Origin of the sequence: Streptomyces sp. CB01580 (assembly GCF_001905795.1) — a bacterium.
Classification (GTDB): domain Bacteria; phylum Actinomycetota; class Actinomycetes; order Streptomycetales; family Streptomycetaceae; genus Streptomyces.
Genome location: NZ_LIXJ01000004.1, coordinates 160,377 through 182,370 on the forward strand (window position 1 = coordinate 160,377; position 21,994 = coordinate 182,370).

17 protein-coding genes, 1 tRNA gene and 2 pseudogenes are annotated in these 21,994 nt (G+C 71.9%); 6 read left to right on the forward strand and 14 right to left on the reverse strand.

The window, feature by feature from the left end; genetic code table 11:
- Positions 1-485: 485 nt before the first annotated feature.
- A pseudogene (locus AMK22_RS40665) lies at positions 486-704 on the forward strand (alpha/beta hydrolase); the annotation flags it as partial.
- Between the two features lie 135 nt (positions 705-839).
- Here AMK22_RS40665 and AMK22_RS08800 read toward each other — a convergent pair.
- The 7 genes and pseudogenes from AMK22_RS08800 to AMK22_RS08830 form a co-directional block, all read right to left on the reverse strand.
- Positions 840-1,532 (reverse strand): hypothetical protein, encoded by a 693-nt coding sequence (locus tag AMK22_RS08800; protein WP_073783095.1) that lies wholly within the window; start codon positions 1,530-1,532, stop codon positions 840-842.
- Entirely contained in the window at positions 1,529-1,951 is a 423-nt protein-coding gene (locus AMK22_RS08805; protein WP_073783097.1) for an acyl-CoA thioesterase, read from the reverse strand. The genes AMK22_RS08800 and AMK22_RS08805 overlap by 4 nt, the downstream gene beginning before the upstream one ends.
- A 6-nt stretch (positions 1,952-1,957) precedes the next feature.
- Complete coding sequence (gene ettA, locus AMK22_RS08810; protein ID WP_073783099.1) at positions 1,958-3,622, reverse strand: energy-dependent translational throttle protein EttA; 1,665 nt, start codon at positions 3,620-3,622, stop codon at positions 1,958-1,960.
- Positions 3,623-3,992: 370 nt separating this feature from the next.
- Positions 3,993-5,384: an LAETG motif-containing sortase-dependent surface protein gene (locus AMK22_RS08815; protein WP_079185994.1), complete on the reverse strand. Its 1,392-nt coding sequence runs from the start codon at positions 5,382-5,384 to the stop codon at positions 3,993-3,995.
- A gap of 720 nt (positions 5,385-6,104) precedes the next feature.
- Positions 6,105-6,512, reverse strand: a pseudogene (locus tag AMK22_RS08820) (single-stranded DNA-binding protein); the annotation flags it as partial.
- Between the two features lie 143 nt (positions 6,513-6,655).
- The gene (locus AMK22_RS08825) at positions 6,656-8,953 is read right to left on the reverse strand and encodes a GTPase (RefSeq protein WP_443333282.1); all 2,298 of its coding nucleotides are present in this window, start codon (positions 8,951-8,953) and stop codon (positions 6,656-6,658) included.
- The gene (locus AMK22_RS08830) at positions 8,941-10,635 is read right to left on the reverse strand and encodes a GTPase domain-containing protein (protein ID WP_073783101.1); all 1,695 of its coding nucleotides are present in this window, start codon (positions 10,633-10,635) and stop codon (positions 8,941-8,943) included. Before AMK22_RS08830 ends, AMK22_RS08825 begins: the two co-directional genes overlap by 13 nt.
- A 326-nt stretch (positions 10,636-10,961) precedes the next feature.
- On the opposite strand from AMK22_RS08830, the gene AMK22_RS08835 reads away from it, so the two are divergent.
- The 3 genes from AMK22_RS08835 to AMK22_RS08845 all read left to right on the forward strand — a co-directional run bounded on the left by AMK22_RS08835 (position 10,962) and on the right by AMK22_RS08845 (position 12,019).
- Positions 10,962-11,034 (forward strand) — tRNA-Arg (locus AMK22_RS08835).
- Between the two features lie 365 nt (positions 11,035-11,399).
- Complete coding sequence (locus AMK22_RS08840) at positions 11,400-11,579, forward strand: hypothetical protein (protein WP_073783103.1); 180 nt, start codon at positions 11,400-11,402, stop codon at positions 11,577-11,579.
- An 80-nt stretch (positions 11,580-11,659) separates the two neighbouring features.
- Positions 11,660-12,019 (forward strand): zinc ribbon domain-containing protein YjdM, encoded by a 360-nt coding sequence (locus tag AMK22_RS08845; RefSeq protein ID WP_073783105.1) that lies wholly within the window; start codon positions 11,660-11,662, stop codon positions 12,017-12,019.
- Between the two features lie 103 nt (positions 12,020-12,122).
- Here AMK22_RS08845 and AMK22_RS08850 read toward each other — a convergent pair whose 3' ends face one another.
- The 4 genes from AMK22_RS08850 to AMK22_RS08865 form a co-directional block, all read right to left on the reverse strand.
- Positions 12,123-13,628 (reverse strand): FG-GAP-like repeat-containing protein, encoded by a 1,506-nt coding sequence (locus AMK22_RS08850; protein ID WP_073783107.1) that lies wholly within the window; start codon positions 13,626-13,628, stop codon positions 12,123-12,125.
- A gap of 193 nt (positions 13,629-13,821) precedes the next feature.
- Positions 13,822-14,295: a DUF1772 domain-containing protein gene (locus AMK22_RS08855; protein WP_073783545.1), complete on the reverse strand. Its 474-nt coding sequence runs from the start codon at positions 14,293-14,295 to the stop codon at positions 13,822-13,824.
- 167 nt (positions 14,296-14,462) lie between these two features.
- Positions 14,463-15,422 (reverse strand): ABC transporter permease, encoded by a 960-nt coding sequence (locus AMK22_RS08860; protein WP_079185995.1) that lies wholly within the window; start codon positions 15,420-15,422, stop codon positions 14,463-14,465.
- The gene (locus AMK22_RS08865; protein ID WP_073783109.1) at positions 15,419-18,145 is read right to left on the reverse strand and encodes an alpha/beta fold hydrolase; all 2,727 of its coding nucleotides are present in this window, start codon (positions 18,143-18,145) and stop codon (positions 15,419-15,421) included. Before AMK22_RS08865 ends, AMK22_RS08860 begins: the two co-directional genes overlap by 4 nt.
- A 230-nt stretch (positions 18,146-18,375) precedes the next feature.
- On the opposite strand from AMK22_RS08865, the gene AMK22_RS08870 reads away from it, so the two are divergent.
- Positions 18,376-18,912, forward strand: a complete 537-nt coding sequence (locus tag AMK22_RS08870; RefSeq protein WP_073783549.1) for a hypothetical protein — start codon at positions 18,376-18,378, stop codon at positions 18,910-18,912.
- Positions 18,913-18,943: 31 nt separating this feature from the next.
- Here the strand turns inward: AMK22_RS08870 and AMK22_RS08875 are convergent, their stop codons facing one another.
- From AMK22_RS08875 to AMK22_RS08885, 3 genes are all read right to left on the reverse strand, one after another.
- The gene (locus AMK22_RS08875) at positions 18,944-19,666 is read right to left on the reverse strand and encodes a DUF981 domain-containing protein (protein ID WP_073783111.1); all 723 of its coding nucleotides are present in this window, start codon (positions 19,664-19,666) and stop codon (positions 18,944-18,946) included.
- A 28-nt stretch (positions 19,667-19,694) separates the two neighbouring features.
- Positions 19,695-20,336, reverse strand: a complete 642-nt coding sequence (locus AMK22_RS08880) for a DUF4291 domain-containing protein (protein ID WP_073783112.1) — start codon at positions 20,334-20,336, stop codon at positions 19,695-19,697.
- 130 nt (positions 20,337-20,466) lie between these two features.
- On the reverse strand, positions 20,467-20,958 hold the full coding sequence (locus AMK22_RS08885; protein WP_079185996.1) for a transglycosylase SLT domain-containing protein: 492 nt from the start codon (positions 20,956-20,958) through the stop codon (positions 20,467-20,469).
- A 445-nt stretch (positions 20,959-21,403) separates the two neighbouring features.
- On the opposite strand from AMK22_RS08885, the gene AMK22_RS08890 reads away from it, so the two are divergent.
- Positions 21,404-21,850, forward strand: a complete 447-nt coding sequence (locus AMK22_RS08890; protein ID WP_242433886.1) for a hypothetical protein — start codon at positions 21,404-21,406, stop codon at positions 21,848-21,850.
- The last annotated feature ends 144 nt before the right edge of the window (positions 21,851-21,994 follow it).

Here is a 21,994-nt window from a genome sequence, read left to right on the forward strand (position 1 = left end):
GGCCCTCCTCGTCTCGCCCCCCGGTGTGACCGGTGGTGCTGGCCCCAGGCCGTGCCGACCGGGTGGCCGGATGTCCCTCGGCCGCGTGCGCGCCTAACTTCGTGCGGGGTTCGGCGCTGCTGGACGGGGCCGAGCAACACCCGGTCACCGTCTCGGGCGTTCGCCTCGACGCACCGCTGCTGCGGCTGATCCTGCGGCAGTTCGTCCAGCACGAGGAGCACGACCCGGCGCTCGCCGCCACCGTGCGCGACCTGGTCGACGCCGCCGCGGGCCGACCCATCGAACCGGGCCCGGAACTCGCAGCCCTGCTGGAGCTGTTGGCCTCGCCCGAACTGGCCGATTCCATGCTGGGCGGGGCACTGTTCATGTGCGGCGACCGCGGTTGGCCGGCCGGTGGCTGGCCGAAGGACCCCGAGACGTACTGGCGGAACATGGAACGCAGCCGGGCGGCCCAGCCCGTGTTCGGTCCGCTCGTCAACGGCATGATGGCCCCGTGCGCGTTCTGGACGAGCACGTCCCGCGAGCCCGCCACGGTCGTCGGCAACGCCGTGCCCGTACTGATGCTTCAGGCCCGGTACGACAACAACGTGCCGTACGAAGGAGCGTTGGCGCTGCACCGCCGTCTGACGGGTTCACGGCTGGTGACGGCGGACGTCCGCGCGCACGAGGTGTTCGGGCGCGGGCTCGACGGGCTCACGCCGGTCCCGTGCGCCGACCGGGCCGTCGTCGGCTATCTGCGGGACGGCGTCCTGCCCGCCGCCGACCTGGACCTGCCGACGCGCCGGGGAGGCCCGGTGAGCGGGCGCCCGGCCCTCGACCCACGGGTTCGGACCGGGCTCTCAGCCCACCGAGACCGCGAATCCGCCGCCGAGCCCGCTGTCGTGGCCGCGCAGGGCGATCGAGCCGAACGGGGTGCGCAGCCGCAGCCAGGACCCGGCCGCGAGCAGGGCGACCGGGAAGTCCGGCGCCGGGCGCAGGAAGCCCAGGGACAGCGCGGCGTGGACGGCCCGCAGCGGGAGGGCGGTGGTGCCGATCGTGCGCGACCAGATCTCGCGGCCGATCCGGTCCCGTTCGGTCCGGGTACGACGGGCCTCGGGCAGCGCCTCGTCGCGGGTGCGAAACTCCGCCACCGCGGCGGTGACCGCCTCGCGCAGGGAGACCGGGTCGGGCAGGCCCGGCAGTTCGCGCCAGCCGCCGCGCGGCGGGAGCACCCCCGTCCACGGCGGTCCGGTGACTGCGGCGGGCAGGGGGCCCGGATCGGCCCCGCCCTCGGTGTCGAAGGAGCCGAGGAACTCCAGGAGCTCCCCGGCGGACACCGTGATGTCGAACGCGTGGCGCTCGGCCAGTCGGGCCGTGCGGATCGCCAGCACCTCGAACGACGGCGGTCTGCCGAACACCGCCAGCGCGCTGCCGCCCGCCTGCATCCGCACCGCGGCGGCCCGGTCGTAGTGGAGGAGCCGCGCGAGGAAGGCCGCGAGATCCGCGGTCTCCCTCGCGTCGGCGAACTCGAGCGGCAGCACGGGTACGGTCATGCCGCCGCAGGCTCCTCGGCCAGGTACTGCTGGAGGAAGAGCTTCTCCTCGGCGCTGATCCGCCGGGGCCGCTCCGCGGCCAGGTCGTACGGGACGACGACGGTCGTGGCCCGTACGTAGACCTGGTCCGGGTCCTTGATCTCGTACGAGATCGTCAGCGACGCGGCGCCGATCCTCGTGACCCACGACTCGATGGTCACCGGCTCGTGCCGGTGGACCAGCGGGCGCACGTAGTCGATCTCGTGCCGGGCCACCACGGAGCCGCCCGAGAAGGACGGCGAACCGTCACCCGGCGCCAGCCGGAACATGAAGTCGATGCGCGCCTCCTCCAGATAGCGGAGGAAGACGACGTTGTTGACGTGCCCGAAGGCGTCCATGTCCGACCAGCGCAGGGGGCACTGGTAGATGTGGCGTGCCAAGACGGATCAGCCTCGCGTCAGCTTCTTGTACGTGGCGCGGTGCGGACGGGCCGCGTCCGGACCGAGGCGCTCGATCTTGTTCTTCTCGTACGACTCGAAGTTGCCCTCGAACCAGTACCACGTGGAGTCGCCCTCGTACGCCAGGATGTGCGTGGCGACGCGGTCCAGGAACCAGCGGTCGTGGGAGATGACCACCGCGGCGCCCGGGAACTCCAGCAGGGCGTTCTCCAGCGAGGACAGGGTCTCGACGTCGAGGTCGTTGGTGGGCTCGTCGAGGAGCAGCAGGTTGCCGCCCTCCTTGAGCGTCAGTGCCAGGTTGAGGCGGTTGCGCTCACCACCGGACAGGACACCGGCCGGCTTCTGCTGGTCCGGTCCCTTGAAGCCGAACGCGGAGACGTACGCCCGCGAGGGCATCTCGACCTGGCCGACGTTGATGTAGTCCAGCTCGTCCGAGACGACGGCCCACAGGGTCTTCTTCGGGTCGATGTTGGCCCGGCCCTGGTCGACGTAGGAGACCTTGACCGTGTCACCGATCTTGATGGAGCCCGAGTCGGGGATCTCCAGGCCCTGGATCATCTTGAACAGCGTGGTCTTGCCCGCGCCGTTCGGACCGATGACGCCGACGATGCCGTTGCGCGGCAGCGTGAACGACAGGTCTTCGATGAGGACCTTGTCGCCGAAGGACTTCGAGAGGTTCTCGACCTCGACGACGACGGAACCGAGCCGCGGGCCCGGCGGGATCTGGATCTCCTCGAAGTCCAGCTTCCGCATCTTCTCCGCCTCGGCCGCCATCTCCTCGTAACGGGCCAGACGGGCCTTGGACTTGGTCTGCCGGCCCTTGGCGTTGGAGCGGACCCACTCCAGCTCCTCCTTGAGCCGCTTGGCGCGCTTCTCGTCCTTGCGGCCCTCGACCTTGAGGCGCGCGGCCTTCTTGTCGAGGTACGTGGAGTAGTTGCCCTCGTACGGCAGGGCGCGACCGCGGTCGAGCTCCAGGATCCAGTCGGCGACGTTGTTCAGGAAGTAGCGGTCGTGGGTGACCGCGACGACGGCGCCGGCGTACTTGGAGAGGTGCTGCTCCAGCCAGTTCACCGACTCGGCGTCGAGGTGGTTGGTGGGCTCGTCGAGGAGCAGCAGGTCGGGGGCCTCGATGAGCAGCTTGCAGAGCGCGACGCGGCGCTTCTCGCCACCGGAGAGGTTGACGACCGCCCAGTCGCCGGGCGGGCAGCCCAGCGCGTCCATGGCCTGCTCCAGCTGAGCGTCCAGGTCCCAGGCATTGGCGTGGTCCAGGTCCTCCTGGAGCTTGCCCATCTCCTCCATCAGCGCATCGGAGTAGTCGGTCGCCATGAGCTCGGCGACCTCGTTGAAGCGCTTGAGCTTGCCCATGACCTCGGCGGCGCCGTCCTGCACGTTCTCCAGGACCGTCTTCGACTCGTCGAGCTGCGGCTCCTGCATGAGGATGCCGACGCTGTAACCGGGCGAGAGGAACGCGTCACCGTTGGACGGCTGCTCCAGGCCCGCCATGATCTTCAGCACCGTGGACTTGCCGGCGCCGTTGGGACCCACGACACCGATCTTCGCGCCCGGCAGGAAGTTCAGGTTGACGTCATCGAGGATCACCTTGTCGCCGTGCGCTTTGCGCGTCTTGCGCATGGTGTAGATGTACTCAGCCAAGAGAAACCGTCCGGCTATCGATGTGTGGGCAGATACACCCCATCTTGCCTGACGTCCGTCCCCGGACGGAAACCAGCCTGTTGGACGCCGCCCATGTCCCGGACCCGCGCCCCGGGCCCGCGCCCCGGGCCCTCCGGGCCCGCCCCTCAGGGCCTGCCCGGCCCCTCCCCGCCCCCGTTCGCCGGTGGCGCCCCGGGCACGCCGACGGCCCCGGCACGCGTACACGTACCGGGGCCGTCACCGAGCGGGCGTGACGCCACGCTCGCCGTTCGCCGCTCCGCGATCATCGAATCACCGGGGTCACCCGGATCACTGGAATCACGGGATCGCGGGGGATCACTCGAATCGCGGAGTCATAGGCTTGCCGCAATCACTGCGCGGAGGGCTGGGCCTTGCGCTTGCGGAGGAGGAAGACCGCGCCGCCGCCGACGACGACGAGGGCGATCGCGACACCGGCGATGACCGGGGTGGCGCTGGAACCACCGGTCTCGGCGAGGTCACCCGCGGAACCGGTCGAGCCGCCGCCGGAGGTGGCGGGGGCCGGCTGTCCCTCGGTCTGGGTCTCGTGGCCGCCGTTGCCGCCGGCACCACCGGTGCCGCTGCTGCTGGTCTTGCAGTCCAGGACGCCCTTGAACGTCTTCGAGAAGCCCCCGGGGCCGGTGACCGTGATGTCGTACGCCTGGTCCTCGGCGACCGGGACGGTCACGGTCTCGGACTTGCCCGCCTCGACGGTGTACTCCTTCCCGGCAAGCTCGAAGGTGAAGGCCTCGTCGCCCTTGTTGCTCGCGGTGACGTCCACGCCACCCTTGGCGCAGTTCTTCTCCGCCGAGACGGCCGGGATCGCGCCCTGCTTGGCCCAGGTCGCGGTGGCGGTCGCGGAGACCGTGGAGTCGCTGGATCCGGCCAGGATCATGGTCTGGCTCTTGGTCGCGCTGGCGAAGGCCCGGCCCACCGGCACCGAGGTGGTGGCCTGGACGGTCAGCGAGGCGGAGCCGTCGGCGGTGCCCGCCGGGACGTCGAAGTACAGCTCGCCGCCGTTGACCGCGGAGGTGAGGGGCTTGCCGCTCTTGTCGGTGACCTTGACGCCGCTGGCGGCGTCCACGGGCGGGGTCACGGTGGCCTGGCCCGCGTTGGTGTGGACGGTGATCGGGCCGAGGCGCCGGCCGGACTTGCCGGAGACCGCGGCCGGGTCCAGGACGAGGGACGCCTTGGGCTCGGCCTGGTCGACGGCGCTCTTCTCCAGCCAGTCGGCCAGCTTCTCGGCCGCGGCGTCGCTCGCCTCGACGTCCACGTTGTCCGAGTAGCGCCAGATGGCGACCTGGGTGCCCGCAGCGGCGGTCTTCTCCGTGAGCGGGCCGGTGCCGGCTTCCTCGGCCAGTGCCGCGAGGTTGTCGACCTTCGGGTAGGAGTGCTCGAGAATCCAGCGGATCTTGCCGGCGTTCTTGTTGGCACCGAGCGAGGTCTGGCCCCAGGGCGTCTCCAGGTACTTCGCCCGGTCCTGCGTGGGGTTGTGGATGTCGATGCAGTACGTCTTGAGCTTGCCGCCGCCATCGACGGTCATCTCGAAGACCCCGGCGGGCAGCTGCTGGTTCCTGCCACCCTCGTGGAGCACGGCACGGTCGTAGGTCTTCAGACCGTCCAGGACCGCGGCGGCGCCGCCTTGATGCTGCGGCGCTTCGTCGGCGACCGCGCTGCCGGCGCCGACGAAGGCTCCTGCCAGGACCAGACCGGATGCCACCACCGATGCGGCCAGTCGGGCCATGCCCCGCCGCCGCGCGGAATCAGGTGCCTTCAAGGAAGACGAAACGGTCGCTGAATCAGCAGAAAACACAGAATTCCCCTCCGGGCGGAACCCTCCGCGCCTGCTGCGCGTGTGGGGATTGTCCCGCCAGTCGACTCAAGTGCCCCGTGAGTACGGGGGAATCCTAAGGACGAAGCGATGAACAGTCCCCCGTCACGACGTCATATAACCATTCCGACTCGGAATCGTTATGGCCGGTGCGCCTCTTTGACGCCCCGCCCGCCCCCACACACACCACGTCCGAACCCGCCGCCCCATCACCATACGAACCGTTCACGTCACCAACACCAGCGTGTCACTGTCTTTTTGACTGCTGGCCACACGCTTGCCCCGCTGTCGCACGGCTCGCCCGCCGCCCTCTCCGCGCACAGTACGCCGAGTCCGTTCGGCCCGTTCGGCCCGCTCACCCCCTTCGGTCCGTTCGGCCCGCTCTTCCGGCCCGACCGGCCCTTCCCGACCGGCCGCCGCTCCCGATACGGGTGCCTCTTCCGATACGGGGGCCTCTGTCGAACCGGCCGCCCGTCCCGGCCCGGGCGCCCCTCCCGATCGGGACCACTCTTCCAGCCCGGGGGCCGCCTCGGCCCCGAAGGTCGTTTCCGCCCCGGGCACCGCTCCCGCCCTGAGCGCCGCTCCCGACCAATCCGGTTCGTCCGCGCGCGCCGAATCACCACCCACGCCACCCGCACCGCCCGGCACCGCACTCCCCGTACGCGCGTCGCTCCCCGGCCCACCCCTCATCACCCGCCGGAACGCCGACGTCCCCCGCGTCAGATCGTGCCCCACGGCGACCGCCTCGACGTCCACGAACGTCCTGTGCCGGCCTTCCCGTTCCTCCTCGCGCACCTTCAACCTTCCGTGCACGACGAGTGGTTCCCCCACGGCGACGGAACCGGACAGATTCGACGCCAACGCCCGCCAGGCCCACACGGTGTAGAAGCTGGTGCGCCCGTCCGTCCAGAGTTGCTTCTCACGATCCCAGCGGCGCGGTGTCACCGCGAACCGGAAACGTGCCATTCCGCCGGTGGCGGTCTCCCGGTACTCCACCGCCGTCGCCGCGTTGCCCACCAGCGTCACCAAGGTGTCGTTCATGACTCCGCCTCCCCTTCGGTCCTCGGTCCACGGGGCCGCGGTCATCGACCACCGGTCGTGGGCCGTCGGCTCCGGCGACCGCGTCCGCGCGGTCACGGATCCCAGGTTGAAGGAGAGGCGGAGATCCCGCTGACGCCTGTGGACTACCGAACAGTTGTGGAAAACTCCGTCACCGCCACGTACCGCTCCCGCACCTCGCGGTATCGCACGAGCTCAGCCGCCACCGGGTCGAGCACCCTCACCCGCCCGCAGGCCGCCGCCGCCTCCCGCAACCGCCGCTCGGCCTCCTGCCCGTACCGCCGCGCGGGCCCCCGCGCGGCGGCCGAGCACGACCACTCCACCAACGGCCCCCCGACGACACCCGCCAGCGTCACCAGGGCGGGTGCGAGGAATCCGGGGTCGAGCACACCGGCGATCCGGCCCATCAGCCAGAGAACACCGATGACCTGCAACAGCGTCATCGACACCTGCGCCAGCACGGCGGCGGGCCACCACCCGGGCCGTGGCGGCCTGGGCCGTGTCGTCAGAGTTCCGCCTGCCCCCGCGCGACCACCGTGCCCGGCTCCGGACGCGCCGAGCACTCCGGCCGCCCTCGTCATCGCGGCTCTCAGCACCCCGGTCGAACCACCCGCACAACCCGCACCGCCTGCACCATCCGCACTCCTCCCATCACCCACGCGGCCGACCCCGCTCGCACCGTCCGACGCACCACGCGCACCAGCGGATTCAGCCGAACCACCCGCATCCCCGCCGCCCCCGTCGGCGCAGCCGGCACCGTCCGCGCCGACCACCCCGACCACCCCGACCACGCCACCGGAGCCGCCCGGCCCCTCCTCTCCCATGACGCCCGTGACACTCGTGACGCCCGTGACACTCGTGACCAGTTCGTCCAGTGCCTCCGGCAGACCCTGCGCGCCGGTCACCGCCGCCTCGCGGACCGCCTGTGCCCAGGGGGCCGGGAGCCCGCGGGCGGCCTCGTCCGCCAGGATCCGTACCGCCTGCTCGACACCCTGCCGGGCGGTGAGCCGTTCCTCCGGCGAGGCGGGCCCCGCCGGGCACTCCGGACGTCCCGGCCGCCGCGTGGACTCGTACCGGCGCCACAGCCGCAGCCACGGCGTGCCGCATGCCCGCCCCGCGTTCCCGCGCCACTCCCGCTCGGCCGCCTGGCCCGCCGCTGCCGCCCCGACGGCCTCCGCGAGCCGGTCGGTGAACTCCTCCCGCGCCCGTTCCCCGAGACCGGTCCGTCCCTCGGTGACGTACAACGGACGGAGCCTGGCCGCGGCGGCGTCCAGGTCCGCGGAGAGACGGAGCGCCGCCGCCCTGCGCTCCTGGACGAACCGGCCGAGCAGGTCGCGCAGTTCGCCCACGCCCTCACCGGTGAGCGCGGACAGGGGCATGACGGTGGCACCCGGTTCACCGTGTTCGCCCAGTGCCATGCCGTCCTCGTCCAGCAGCCGGCGCAGATCGTCGAGGACCTGATCGGCGGCGTCGCCGGGCAGCCGGTCGATCTGGTTGAGGACCACGAAGGTGACCTCGGCGTGCCCGGCGAGCGGCCGCAGATAGCGCTCGTGCAGGGCCGCGTCCGCGTACTTCTCCGGATCGACCACCCAGATCACCGCGTCGACCAGGGCGAGCACCCGGTCGGCCTGTTCGCGGTGCCCGGCCGCCGCGGAGTCGTGGTCGGGCAGGTCGACGAGGACGAGCCCCTGAAGCGCCTCGTCGGCGCCCGCTGCGCCCTGCTGCGGGCGCCGCCTGAGCCGGCCGGGAATGGCGAGCCGGTCGAGCAGCCCGGCAGCCCCGTCGGTCCAGGAGCAGGCGAGGGGGGTGGAGGTGGTCGGCCTGCGCAGCCCGGTTTCGGAGATCTGGGCGCCCGCGAGCGCGTTGAACAGGGTCGACTTGCCGCTGCCGCTCGCCCCGGCCACGGCGACGACCGTGTGCCGGGAGGAGAGCCGACGCCGGGCCGCCGCCTCGTCGAGCACGCGCCCCGCTTCGGCGAGGGCGTCCGCGTCGATCCGGGCCCGGGACAGCCCGACGAGTTCGCGCAGCGCGTCGAGCCGTGGCCGCAGCGGCCCGCCGGACGGTACGTACGCCTCGACCTGGGGCGCCCGCATGTCGTCGTCCGGGCCGGTGCCGGGCTCGTCGGACACCGTCCTGACGTCCGCGCGCCGGGCGATCAGCCCGTCGTTCCAGCCCGCCGTCACGTCCGGGGCGTCCACACGCCCCTCGATCGGACGGCCCGGACTCGATCGGCCCTGATCGGCGCCCGGTCGGCCCTGGCCGTCGTGCGGGCGCTCCCGATCGGTGTCCGCGCCATGAGAACGGTCGGGACCGGGACGGCCGAAACAAGAACGGTCGGGGTGAGAACGCTCGTGGTCGTCGGGGGACGCGGTACCGGCGCCCCGGCTCGCCCCCTCGTCGATGACGGCAGTCAACGCTGCCACCTCTCCTTCTGCAGTACGGACAGCGCGGCGATGAGTTCGGCCTGTGGTTCCGGGGCGACGTCGAGGGCGTCGAGCGGGGCGAGCCGCCGGTCGCGTTCCCCGTCGAGCACCCGGCCGAGGCAGTCGGTGAGCAGTGCGCCGCCCCTGTCGCGCAGCCGCAGCGCGCCCCGGGCCCCGATCCGCTCGGCGAGCTGCTCCCCGGCGGCTCTGGTACGCCGACCGCCGAGCAGGGCGGCGGCCAGGAGCACCGCCACCGTCTCGGCGTCCGGCGCGGTGTTGCGTTCGAGCCGGCGCACCTCCTCCTCCGCCAGTTCCTCCAGCACGCGCCACCACCGCCGTACGGCCACGGCGATCCGGCCCTCGACGTCCTCGTCCGGCCCCCACCCCCCGGCCTCCCGACCGACGTCCCCGTGGCCGAACGCTCCGGCCGCGGGTTCGCGCCGCCAGGCCGTGCGGATCTGCTCGTCGGCGGCGGCGACGGCGCACCGCAGAAGCGCGGCGAGGCTTTCCACCAGCGATTCGAGGAGTTCCTCGGAGGTGCTGTACAGGGGGTATCCGCGCCACCGGGTGCGAGCCTCCCCGGCGAGCACGCCGCCGTCGCGCAGCCGTCGTTCGACCCGCTCCGCCTCGGCGCGGTACGCGTCCTCGACGACCGCGGTCAGTCGCACCGCCGCCGCGTACTGTGCCGCGACGGCCCCGGCCAGCGCGGGCAGCCGTACGTCCAGCGAGGCGATGACCCCGGCCGCGGTGCGCCCGACGGCCTGCTGGCGGGCCGCCCGGTCCTGGGCGCGGTGGCTGAGCCAGGCCCGGAGCGGGGCGACGGCGGTGGTGGGCAGCAGCCCGCTGCCGCCGCCCGCCGATTCGGGCAGTTCCGGGATGGTGAAGCGCGGCACCTCGCCGAGGCCCGCCCGGGTGAGCAGCGCCCCGTACTGCCGCGACACCTCGGCGATCACCTGGTGCGGCACCCGGTCGAGGACGGTGACGAGCGCGGCGTCGTACTCCTTGGCGGTACGCAGCAGATGCCAGGGCACCGCGTCCGCGTAGCGCGAGGCCGTGGTGACCATCACCCACACGTCGGCGGCGCAGATCAGCTCGGCGGCCAGCACCCTGTTCCGTACGACGAGCGAGTCGATGTCGGGCGCGTCGAGCAGCGCCAGCCCGCGCGGCAGCCCGGTTGCGGTCTCGACACGCAGCGTGGTCCCGTCCTCCTCGTCGTCCTCGGCGTCGTCGAACCCGTCGAGGTCGTCGGCCCCGGCGAGGCCGCCGAGTCCGCCGAGGCGTTCGCGTCCGCCGACGCTCCGCGCCTCCTGGGGCGGCAGCCAGACCCTGGTGAGCTGCGGCAGCACGCGGGTCCCCGCGAACCAGTGGTGATCGTCCGGGTGGCAGACGAGCACGGGCGTGCGCGTGGTCGGCCGCAGCACCCCGGCCTCGCTGACCAGCCGCCCCACCAGCGAATTGACCAAGGTCGACTTCCCGGCCCCGGTGGACCCTCCGATCACGGCGAGCAGGGGCGCTTCGGGATCCTTGAGCCGGGGAAGCAGATAGTCGTCGAGCTGGGCCAGCAACTCGCTCCGGGTCCGGCGGGCACGAGCGGCCTCCGGCAGCGGAAGCGGAAGACGCACGGCGGCGACACGGTCGCGCAGGGCGGAGAGTGCGTCGATGAGCTGAGGCCGTACGTCCAAGGTCACCACATGCGAAGAATGCCCAATTTTGGAGCCTTTTTGAAGCGTATAGCGACTCCTGCGCGCCGGTTCCTCCGCAGAATTCAAGTCAGGACAGAGGGGACGAGTGGGGCGCAGGCATAACGAGTGCACAACACCCGGGGCGTGAGGCGTAAAAAGCGATGCGCAAATCCGGTCCACCTGCGATTATCGGTTCGCTTCACCGAACCTCCACATCGTGCCACGCAGGTGAAGCAACCGGTACGAGGCGATCGGAGCCCTATCCTTGATCCGGCAGGTCACCGACCGGCCCGGCCCAGGGCTCCAGGCCACCGAGGCCACCACCGGCCCCCGTAGCTCAGTGGATAGAGCAGGTGCCTTCTAAGCACTTGGCCGCAGGTTCGAGTCCTGCCGGGGGCGCACCAGGACAGACCCTCCTTCGGGAGGGTCTTTTTTGTCGATCAGGAGCGATTTTCGGCCGAGGACGGGATCGGCGGGGCACGAGCCACGGGCGGCTGAAAATATACGGCTGAAACTGGTTGTGGACGGCCCCTGCGGGCCCCGGCGACCGTTCGGCCCGAAAGCGGCCCGGCGGCGATCCGCGCCGGGACCGGCGCCGGAACCGGAGGACCTGGGCCGGGGCGAACTCACCCGACCGGGGGCCGGCCGCCGTCCGGTCGGGCGCCGGACGTCTCCGGCGAGCGGGCGTCCGCGGTGTGCAGATAGTGCCGGGGCGTCGTGCCGATGGCACGGCGGAAGGCGGCGAGGAAGGCGCTGGGCGTGGCGTGTTCCGCGGGGTGGACAGCCGGCCCAACCTGCGCTTCCGGCTGCTGCACATCGGCGACACCATGGTCGTGCTCGACCCCGTGACACTGCCCGGCCGCCTGCACCGGGCCGGCTTCGAGGAAGTCGCGTCGCAGCACCGGCCCGGTCGGCAGATCCGTTTCCTGGCCCGCAAGGCCTGACCCCGCGGCCGGTGCCCCGGCCGACGGCCACCCAGTTGCGAAGTTTCGCAATTCAGATATCCGACAGTTACCGTACCGGGGTGATCGAGAATCTGCCGCCCTGTCCCAAGTGCTCGTGCGAGTACACCTACGAGATGAACGCCCTGGTGGTGTGCCCCGAGTGCGGCCACGAGTGGGTCCCCGCCGAGGGCGACGCCCAGGACGAGGGCGCCTCCGGGGAGCGGGTGATCAGGGACTCCGTCGGCAATGTGCTGAAGGACGGGGACTCCGTGGTCGTGGTCAAGGCGCTCAAGGTCAAGGGCAGCCCGTCCGGGATCAAGGCCGGTACGAAGGTGCGCGGCATCCGGCTCGTCGACGGGGTCGACGGGCATGACATCGACTGCCGGATCGACGGGTTCGGAGCCATGCAGCTCAAGTCCGGCGTGGTCAAGAAGGCCTGATCCCGCTGCGCGACCGGTCACGCCGGGGAGCGGCGGGACCGGTCGCGTCCGGGGACGGGGCCGGTCGCGTCGACGGGCGACCGGTCATGTCGACGAGCGGTCGTCAGCGGTTGAACGACGAGCCGAGCCCCGCATTCGTCGGGGTGGTGCCCAGCGTCCCGTGGCCGAAGGTGAACGACCCCTTGGCGGTCGGGCCGGAGGCCGTGGTCGGAAACACCCAGAGGGAGCCCGCGTCGGCGTTCTCGCCGGGGGCGCCGACGAACAGTTCCGCGCGGCCGTCGCGGTTGGCGTCGACCAGGGTCGCGGCGGCGCCGAAGCGGTCGTTCGGCTCGGCGACGCCGGGGACGTCCGCCGTGTCCTGGTTGAAGCCCACCGTGCCCTTTCCGGTGGGGCCGGACGCGGTGCCGGGGAGGACCAGGACCGAACCCGCGTTCTTCGTCGTGCCCAGGTCCTCACCGGGTACGCCGACGGCGATGTCGCCGTAGCCGTCGCCGTTCACGTCCCCGATGGAGACGGAGGCTCCGAATCCGTCGGACCGTTCGGCGGCGCCCGGGACGCCGGGGCTGTCCTGGTTGAGGACCCGGGCCCGGTCCCCCCGCGGGCCGGTGGGACCGCCCGGCACGTAGGTGATCATGCCGCCCTTGGCGAGCGGGAGGTCCACGTCGCTGTCGTAGCCGTCGACCGGGCGGCCCACGACGAGGTCGGCGTACGTGTCGCCGTTCACGTGGCCCGCAGCGATGGTCTCGCCGCCCTGGAGACGGGAACCGTCCGCGCGGTTGACGACGGTGTACTTCTCGCTCGGGCCGGTGGCACCGCCCTTGCGGATCAGGATGCGCCGGGCGTCGTACTCGTCGCCGTCGTGGACCACGGCGGCCAGGTCGTCGCGGCCGTCGCCGTCGAAGTCGCCCGCGGTGATGTCGAGGTAGCGCAGGTCGTCCATGTCGCGGATCACCCTGACGGGGGCCGCCGGACTGCCGTCGCGCCCGAACGGGCCGGACAGGACGTGCGTGTCGCCGCGTCCGCGTCCGAGGGCGACGATGTCGACGGCCCCGTCGCCGTCGAAGTCGCCCACGGCGGTCCTGGTGCCGATCCCCCAATACTGCTCGTCACCGGTCAGCAGCGTGGCACCGCCGGACAGACCCTGCGGGCCGCCCCAGATCACGGTGAGCGAGCCGGCCTTCTCGGTGGTGCCGGCCGACTCCCCCGGCGCGCCGATCACGAGGTCGTCGTACCCGTCCCGGTCCAGGTCGGCGGAGACCAGCGAGCTGCCGAACGCGTCACCGGCCTCGGCCCCGTCCGGGACGCCGGGCGAGTTCTGGGTGAGGACCTGCTTGGTGGAGGTCCTCGGACCGCTCGCGGATCCGTACACGACGCCCACGTAACCGGCCCCGGCCTTGCCGTCGACGGTGGCACCGGGCGCGGTGAACGCCACGTCCGGGTAGCCGTCCCCGTTGAAGTCGTTCCGCCCCGGCGGCTGGGCGGGGGCGGACGCGCCGGGCGGGGATGCGACGGTCTCGACGGGCACGGCGGATGCGGCGGTCGCGGCCGTGACGGCGAGGACGACAGTGGTTCCGAGAACGGCAGCGGTTCCGAGGACGCGGGATGTCACGTGGATTCCTTTGTTCGGGCGTGAATATCGGATGTGAATACCGGCACTCCACTGACTCGGACCGGCGGCCGGACGCGTTGGTTGCGCGCCCTCCGTGACCGTCACAGCTCCTCCACGCGGACGCCCCTCCGTCCTGCGGGGCACCACATCCGACGCCGCGCGCCGATCCGCCACGGATCACGGGGCGGCGCCCTCAGACGACGGCCATCGCGGTCAGCAGGACGAACGCCACGAGGGAGAGCGCGGTCCGGATGCGGTGGAGGCCGTTCCAGCGGGCCTCGAACGCCGCGCGGGCCGCCCCGTCGTCGCCGTCGTCCTCGGATTCCGCGAGCGCCTTGTTCAGCGGGATGTTCCCGGCGATCGTGACGAGGTGGCTGCCGAGTGCGCAGGCCAGGGCCGCCACCGCGCACGCCCGTTCCGCGTGGCCGGTCCCGGCGCCGCTCCCGAAGGCGGTGACGACCACGGCCGCCGGGAGGACGACCACCCCGACGAAAAGGACCAGGAAGAGTGGGCCGGGCACCTTCTCGTTGAAGCGGCGCATCGCGTCCGCGAACCGCTCGTCCGGCAGCAGCGCGATGCCCGGCATGATCGCGACCAGGAACGTCAGCAGGAATCCGGCGTAGATACCGGTCGTGATCACCGCGAGTATCAGGAAGAGGGAGGGCATGGCCTCCATCATGGCCACGGCGGGCGGCGCGCACAGCCGGTTTCCGCGGGAGCGGCCCGCGCAGCCGGCTCCCGTACGAACGGCCCGCACCGCCGGTTCCCGGCTCCCGATCGCGAGTTCCGGCTTCCGGTCCGGCTACCGAACCCGGCCGCGGTGCGGGCGAGGGCTCAGGACACCACGTCCTTGCGGCCGAACCCCCTGAACGCGAGCGCGAACAGGACCAGCGCGTACGCCACCGAGACCGACGCCCCCTTCAGCATGCCGCCCCATTCGAGTTCGGGCTGGAGCGCGTCCGCCCACGCGAACTGCCAGTGCGCGGGCAGGAATTCGCGCCAGGAACCGAGCGCGGTGACGGCGTCCAGCACATTGCCGACGATCGTCAGCCCGACCGCCCCGCCGACGGCGCCCAGCGGGGCGTCGGTCCTCGTCGACAGCCAGAACGCCAGCCCGGCGGTGACCAGTTGGGACACGAAGACGAACGCGACGGCGAGCGCCAGCCGCGACATCGCCGTCGTGGCGTCGAGCGCGCCGCCGGTGGGGAGCTGGAGCGGTCCCCACCCGTACGCGACGGTCCCCGCGGCCAGGGCGACGAGCGGCAGCAGCAGCATCGCGGCCAGGCTGAAGCCGAGGGCCACGACGAGCTTGCTCCACAGCAGCCTGGCCCGGGGCACGGGCGCCGCCAGCAGGTAGCGCAGCGAGGACCAACTGGCCTCGGACGCCACCGTGTCGCCGCAGAACAGTGCCACCGGGATCACGAGCAGGAACCCCGCGGACACGAACAGGCAGGTCGCGGCGAAATTCGCGCCGGACGCGGTCGCGGTGTCCATCAGGGTGATCCGTCCGCCACCGCCGCCCCGCGAGGACGGCGTGCCGCCGATCGCGAACGCGGCGATCAGGACGAACGGCAGCAGGGCCAGCACCGCGCCCATGAACAGCGTGCGGCGTCTGCGCAGTTGGCGCACCGCCTCGACACGCAGCGGCAGGGTGCGCCGGGCGCGGTAGCCGGGCGCACCCGCCCCGTCCCCGGCATCGCGCGCACCGGACACACCGGATGCACCGGACGCTTCGGATGCGTCCGGCACGTCGATCGTCGCGCCGGTCTCTGTGGCATCGCCTGTGGCACTCATGCGGAGCCTCCGGAAATCAGGGTCAGGAACGCGTCCTCCAGGCGGCGGTGCGGCCCGACGCCGGTCAACGGCACGTCGAGCCGGACCAGTTCGGCGATCAGATCGGACGTCGTGGTGCTGGTCCCGTCGAGGCGTACCAGCAGTCCCCGCCCGTCGTCCGTACGCGTGGCCGAGCCGATCCCCGGCAGCGCGGCGACCTTCTCCACGAGGGGGTCGGGCAGTTCGCGTGCGGCGGTGACCAGCAGCACGTCGCCGGAGCCGGTGATCTCGGCGACCGGGCCCGCCTGGACGAGCCGGCCCCGGTCCATGACCACGAGATGGGTGCAGGACTGTTCGACCTCGGAGAGGAGATGGCTGGAGACGATGACGGTACGGCCCCCGGCCGCGTACCGGATCATCACGTCGCGCATCTCGCGGATCTGGGGCGGGTCGAGCCCGTTCGTCGGTTCGTCGAGGATGAGCAGGTCCGGCATTCCGAGCATGGCCTGGGCGATGGCCAGCCGCTGCCGCATGCCCTGCGAGTACGTGCGGACGGCGCGGGCGAGGGCGTCACCGAGCCCGGCGATCTCCAGGGCCTCGTCGATGCGGGAGTCCTCGGCGGGGCGGCCGGTGGCCGCCCAGTACAGCTCCAGATTGGCGCGGCCGGACAGGTGCGGCAGGAATCCGGCTCCCTCGACGAACGCCCCGACGCGCGACAGCACGGGCGCGCCCGGCCGGACGGTCTGCCCGAACACGCGGATCTCGCCGTCGTCCGGTGTGATCAGGCCCATGAGCATGCGCAGGGTGGTGGTCTTGCCCGCGCCGTTGGGGCCGAGGAGTCCGAGCACCTGCCCCTTCTCGACCTGGAAGGACAGGTCCTTCACCGCATACCTGGCGGCCGACTTGGCGTACCTCTTCGACAGGCCGGTGATGCGGAGGGGGACGGCGGCGAGTGCCGGGTCGGGTGCGGTGCCGGGCGCCGGGCGCGTGGTGCGCCGGGTGCCGGAGCCAGGGGTGCGGCGGGCGATGGACAGCAGCAGGGCGGCGATCACCGCGGCGGCTGCCGGGAGCCCCCAGGTCCACCGGGGCAGCGCGGCCGCCGCCGTCCTCAGGGCGGGGGTGGTGGGGACGGTGAGCGGTCCGGTGGCGGTCGCGGTGTACGTCGCAGGTTCGGCCGGTGAGGCGTAGCCGAGATCGGTCGCGGAGAGGACCAGCCGGAGCCGGTGCCCCGCGTCGAACCGGTGGTCGATGGCGGGGAGGGTCAGCTCCACGTCCCGGCCCTGCCGGTCCGGGGTGATGCGGAAGGGGGCGACGAGCTGCGCGGGCAGCACCTGCTGCCTGCCGTCCGGCGATACGTCGTACACCTTGCCGAACAGCACGGCGTCGCCGTGGTCCGCCCTCACGTTCATCCGCACGGTCGGGGAGCCGGTGACGCGCACGGGCCCGTCCAGCGGCGCGGAGTCGAAGCGCGCGTACTGTCCGGGGAAGTCCATGGAGAGGCCGACACCGAGCGAGGACAGCCGGGTCAGCCCGCCGCCGACGCCCGGTACGACGGAGATGCCGGGCGGGTTGGCCCCGGCCGGGTTGCGGAATGTCTGCGTCCGCCGTTCGAGGCCGATCGTCCTCGCCCCGTCGCCGGCCAGTCCCGGGTACGTGGCACTGCTCGCCCCGCGCGTGCGGGCGGCGCCGTCGGTGGAGTCGACGCCTCCGGTCCTGGTGACGCGGAAGGCGGGGCCGGTGTCGGCGTTCGTGTCGTTCTTGAGGTAGCGGTCGAACCAGTCGGTGATCCGGCCGTGGATCCGGTCGGCCTCCAGGTCGCCGCCGTCGTGCCCGCCCGCGATCCAGTCGACGGCGACCGGTGCGCCGTTGGCGCGGATCGCACGGGCCATGGCGTCCGCCTGGCCGAGCGGGAAGAGGGAGTCGGACTGGCCCTGCACGATGAGCGCGGGCACTGCGATCCGGTCGGCGACGGCGCTCGGGGACCGTTCGGTGAGCAGTGCGCGCGCGGCGGCGTCGGGTTTCCCGGTGACGGCGACCCGTTCGTACATCGCGCAGATCCGCTCCTCGAACTTCTGGCAGCCGCCGCCCGTGGTGACGAAGATCCCGGCCCACAGCCTCTTGAAGACCCCGTCGGGGAAGAGCGCGTCGGCCAGGTTCCAGTACGTGATCTGCGGAGCGACGGCGTCGACGCGCCGGTCGTACCCGGCGGCGAGCAGCGAGACGGCACCGCCGTAGGAGGCGCCGGTGACGCCGACACGCGGGTCGCCCTCGGCGTCGAGCCGCACCTCGGGCCGGTCCGCGAGCCAGTCGATCAGCCGGGAGACGTCCTTGACCTCGCGGTCGGGGGCGTTGAGCGAGATCTCCCCGCCGGACTTCCCGAACCCCCGGGCGGACCAGGTCAGCACGGCGTACCCGGCACCGGCCAGCCGCTCGGCCTGCGCCCGTACATCGTCCTTGCTGCCGCCGAACCCGTGCCCGATCAGTACGGCCGGGCGGCGTTCCGTGCCGCCCGTGGTGAAGTACGAGGTGTCCAGGGACACCCCGTCGACACGCATCGTCCGGTCCTGGCGGTGCACGGCGGGGGTGCCGTCGTCGGCCACGGCGTTCCACGTCCCGGCGGCGGCCAGTACGGCGAGCGCCGCGAGGCCCGCGGCCCACCGGCCGCGCACGCCCCCGCGCCCTCGCCGGCGGGCCCGGGACAGCAGAAGCCGCCATCGTGACGTACGCGCTTGAGGGGTCTCCATGCTTCCCGACCCTAAGCGGACGGCCGCCGTGCGCGGGCAGCCGTCAGGGGGAAGTCTCCGGCCGCCGCCCGGTGTACGGCCGCCGCCCGGCGTACTCCGTAGGCGGTACGCCGGGGCGATACGCGGTGCGCGCCGGGAATGCGCGGCAGGTGCCGGTGCGAGGAATCGAAGGGACGCCCGACACGGGCGGGCGTCTGGCGGCGGCCTTCGCGGGCTGGCACCCTGCCGACATGAATCAGGCGGAGGTATTGCTCATCGGCGGGCGCGCGGGCGTGGGGAAGTCGACCGTGGCCTGGGAGGTGTCGGCGCTGTTGCGGGCGGCGGAGGTGGCGCACGCGGTGCTGGAGGGCGATCTGATGGGGCAGGTCCATCCGGCTCCGCCCGGCGATCCGCACCGGGCGGGGATCACCGAGCGCAATCTGGCGGCGGTCTGGTCGAACTTCGCGGAACTCGGGTACCGGCGGCTCGTCTACACCAACACGGTGAGCGTGCTGCCGGAGTCGGCGGCGATGTTCGAGCACGCGATGGGCTCGCACGTACGGATCGTCCGCGTTCTGCTCACCGCCACCGACACCACGACGTACGGCCGGCTCCTGGGCCGGGAGATCGGCTCGGAACTGGACCGCGAGGTGGCGAACAGCATGCGCCGGGCCCGTTTCCTGGACGAACACGCACCGACGGACACGGTGCGTGTGGCGACGGACGGCCGGAAGGTCACGGATCTCGCGCGCGAGGTGGTGGCCGTGACGGGATGGGGGCCCCAGTAGCCCCGGACCGGTTCCACCGTGTACCCGGTGATCACATGGTGTTGACGATGAGTCCGATGTGGGTGAAGTAGTTCAGACCGCCGAAGAGCAGGAAGGCGATTCCGGCCAGTCCCCAGACGACTCCGACGACCGGGCTCATCCATCCCCTGGGGCGCCGCAGTGCGAACGGGAAGAGGACCGCGCCGATGCCGACCAGTACGTACAGCCCGGACATGAAGCTCGCCTCCAGGATCGGCCACTGCGCGAACTCCCCGGAGATGGGCTCCTCGGGCGGGGCGGCAAAAAGGGTGTACGTCCAGCCCGCGGCGGCGATTCCGAAACAGGCGAGCCCCATGCCGAAGACGAATACGGAGATGGGTGACGCCACGCGGGCCGTACGGACGACGCCGTCGTCACCGAGGAGTTCGGCACCGCGCTTCCAGAGGTAGAAGGCGGCGGCGAGCAGGAACACGCCGAAGGCCAGCGCGGGTTCGCCGAAGATCACGTTGTCGAACGGAAAGCCCTGTCCGGCGAGCGGCCAGGTCAGGGTCATGTGGAGGCCGGTGGTGACGAGGGTGAAGCCGAGGGCGCCGAACGCCAGTGCCCAGCCGTCGGGCGTGATGGTGCGCCGGGAGGTGAGCAACTGACGCCCCAGCGCCACCACGAGCAACAGTCCGGCGCCGGCCGCCACCGACATGATCGTGTTGTACGTCGGCATTCTGGTCCAGTCGATCTTCAGACCGGTCGCGGCGAGGGGCATGGCGTGCTGGATCATTCACACAGCATAACCACCCCTATGTACCCTATGGGCGTTTTGCACTTTCTTGCTCCAGGGGCGCCCGGTCCGCCGGAAGCGGCACCCCGCCCAGCGGATACGGCACCTCCCGCGGCAGGAGGCCGGCCGCCTCGTCGAGCCGCCCCGCCGTCACGTGTTCGTGGATGCGCCGGGCCAGCGGCGTGACGTCACGGATCGCGACGGTCCACTCGTCCGCGTACCGTCGCGACGCCTCGCCGGACAGGCCGAGTTGCAGCGAACGGTACGGGAGCCGGTCCAGGCGCAGATCGCGTTCCGGGTCCCACTGGACGCGGGCCGGGCTCCGGCGCAGGCTGTCCTGCCAGGCGGCACGGTCGGCGTGAACTCCGCGCACGTAGTGGGAGAGTTCGGAGCGGGCCAGCGCCCAGTCGAATCCCTCGCGGGCGATCTCGACGGCCAGAACGGTCTCCTGGCCCTCCTTCACGGCCCAGCCGCAGCGGTACATCATCCACAGGAAGCTCGGCTTGATCCATGTCATGCGGTCGCGCTTCCACGCCTCCGGGAACCGCCCGTCGCGCGCCGCCGGCTGCCCGATGAACGGGGCGTACGCCTGATAGACGGTGATCGTCGTGTCCGTGTACAGGGCGCGGATCTCGTGCTGCGGCCTGACCGGAGCGGTCGCGGTGTTCATGGCCCCATCACAGCATCGGCGAGGCGTACGCCGCGAGCGAATTGCACCGCGCCGACGGCGTCGACGCCGAAAACCGGGGCAGGGGAGCCATGACGGCTCCCCTGCCCCGGTCGTTCTTCGGCTTCCCCGCTCAGTAGGCGGAGTTGACGTTGTCGATGGAGCCGTAGCGGTGGGCGGCGTAGTTCGCGGCGGCGGTGATGTTGGCCACCGGGTCGTAGACGTTCTTGGCCGTCCCGCTGACGTGGTAGGCGTTGAACGTCGGGTCGATGACCTGCAGCAGCCCCTTGGACGGAATGCCCTTGGCGGCGTTGGAGTCCCAGTTGTTGATGGCGTTCGGATTGCCGCCGGACTCACGCATCAGGTTGCGGTGGATCCCGTCGTACGAGCCCGGGATGCCCTTCGCCCGCATGACCTCCAGCGCCTGCTTGATCCAGGCGTCGACGTTGCCGCCACTCGCCCGGGTGGGGGCGGCGGGAGCCTGGGCCGGGGTGGCGGCCGAGGCGGCCGGGGCTCCGGCGACGGCACCGGCGACAACCGCCGCGCCTGCCGCGAGCATGCCCAGAGAAGTCTTCTTGGTGCGGGTCATACGAGCGAAATTCTTGGGCATCGCAGTGATCTGCATTCAGCAATTCCTCTTCGATCGGGGGGTGATGTCAAAAATTGTTATGCGAGGAGGAAATCCAAGTCAACGAGGGCCTTTTACTAAAACGAACCGTAGGTGCCCGAGGAAATGATCCGAGATTTCCGCGCAGAGCGGCGAAACGCAGGGAAGACGGGTCCGGAGCCGGCCTACTATCCGCCCTCATAGTGACCGCCGCCACATGACCCACCCCACACGCCAAACGCCCCAAATCGGGATAAGAGTGGCACATATCACGTGGCCTGCGTCACACGAGAAGCCTTCTTTTCACTCGCGGTCATAAGAGAAATGCGCGGCGCGTTCACGCGCATGACCTCCGAGGTAATTGAGCGGGTGCCGCGTGCGTCCGTACCTTCCTCATGTGGCACGTGCCTTCGCCGAAGGCCCGACACGACAGACCGCGTGACAACGACAGGAGGACCCAGTGATGGCGTACCGAAACGCGAGTACGGCCCCAACACCGGGCACGAAGGACACGGTGGGCACGACGGGCGCCGCCCGCACCGACGGACTGCTCCGGACGGCCCTCATGGCGGACGTGGTCCTCACCGGCGCCAACGGCATCGGCTATCTCGCGCTCGCCACGGTCCTGGACTCGTTCCTCGGCGTGCCGCGTCCGGTGGAGTACGCGGTGGGCGTGTTCCTCACGGTGTACGCGGCGTGGCTGCTGTCCGTCTCCCGCCGGGCCGAGCTCCACCGGGGCGCGGTCGCCGTCGTCATCGCCCTGAACACCGCCTGGGCCGTGGCGAGTGTCGTCACCGTGCTCGTGGACGCGCTGACGGCGACGGGGATCGGCAATGGCTGGATCGTGTTCCAGGGGCTGACCGTGGCGGGCATGGGGGCGCTGCAGTACCTGGGGCTGCGGCGCATGTGAGCCGCTGGGACGCACACGCGGTCCGCCCGGAGCACGTGGCCCGCCCGACCGCGGAACAGAACGACGGCCCGCCCGGCCCCCGGAACGCGGCGACGGCCCGCCCGGACACGGAGGGGGTGTGTCCGGGCGGGCCGTCGGGTCGGG

Coding starts and splice junctions, on each gene's coding strand:
- AMK22_RS08800 (WP_073783095.1), bottom strand. CDS start 1,532: ATGACCGTACCCGTGCTGCCGCTCGAGTTCGCCGACGCGAGGGAGACC.
- AMK22_RS08815 (WP_079185994.1), bottom strand. CDS start 5,384: ATGGCCCGACTGGCCGCATCGGTGGTGGCATCCGGTCTGGTCCTGGCA.
- AMK22_RS08855 (WP_073783545.1), bottom strand. CDS start 14,295: ATGCCCTCCCTCTTCCTGATACTCGCGGTGATCACGACCGGTATCTAC.
- AMK22_RS08860 (WP_079185995.1), bottom strand. CDS start 15,422: ATGAGTGCCACAGGCGATGCCACAGAGACCGGCGCGACGATCGACGTG.
- AMK22_RS08865 (WP_073783109.1), bottom strand. CDS start 18,145: ATGGAGACCCCTCAAGCGCGTACGTCACGATGGCGGCTTCTGCTGTCC.
- AMK22_RS08870 (WP_073783549.1), top strand. CDS start 18,376: ATGAATCAGGCGGAGGTATTGCTCATCGGCGGGCGCGCGGGCGTGGGG.
- AMK22_RS08875 (WP_073783111.1), bottom strand. CDS start 19,666: ATGATCCAGCACGCCATGCCCCTCGCCGCGACCGGTCTGAAGATCGAC.
- AMK22_RS08880 (WP_073783112.1), bottom strand. CDS start 20,336: ATGAACACCGCGACCGCTCCGGTCAGGCCGCAGCACGAGATCCGCGCC.
- AMK22_RS08885 (WP_079185996.1), bottom strand. CDS start 20,958: ATGCAGATCACTGCGATGCCCAAGAATTTCGCTCGTATGACCCGCACC.
- AMK22_RS08890 (WP_242433886.1), top strand. CDS start 21,404: ATGGCGTACCGAAACGCGAGTACGGCCCCAACACCGGGCACGAAGGAC.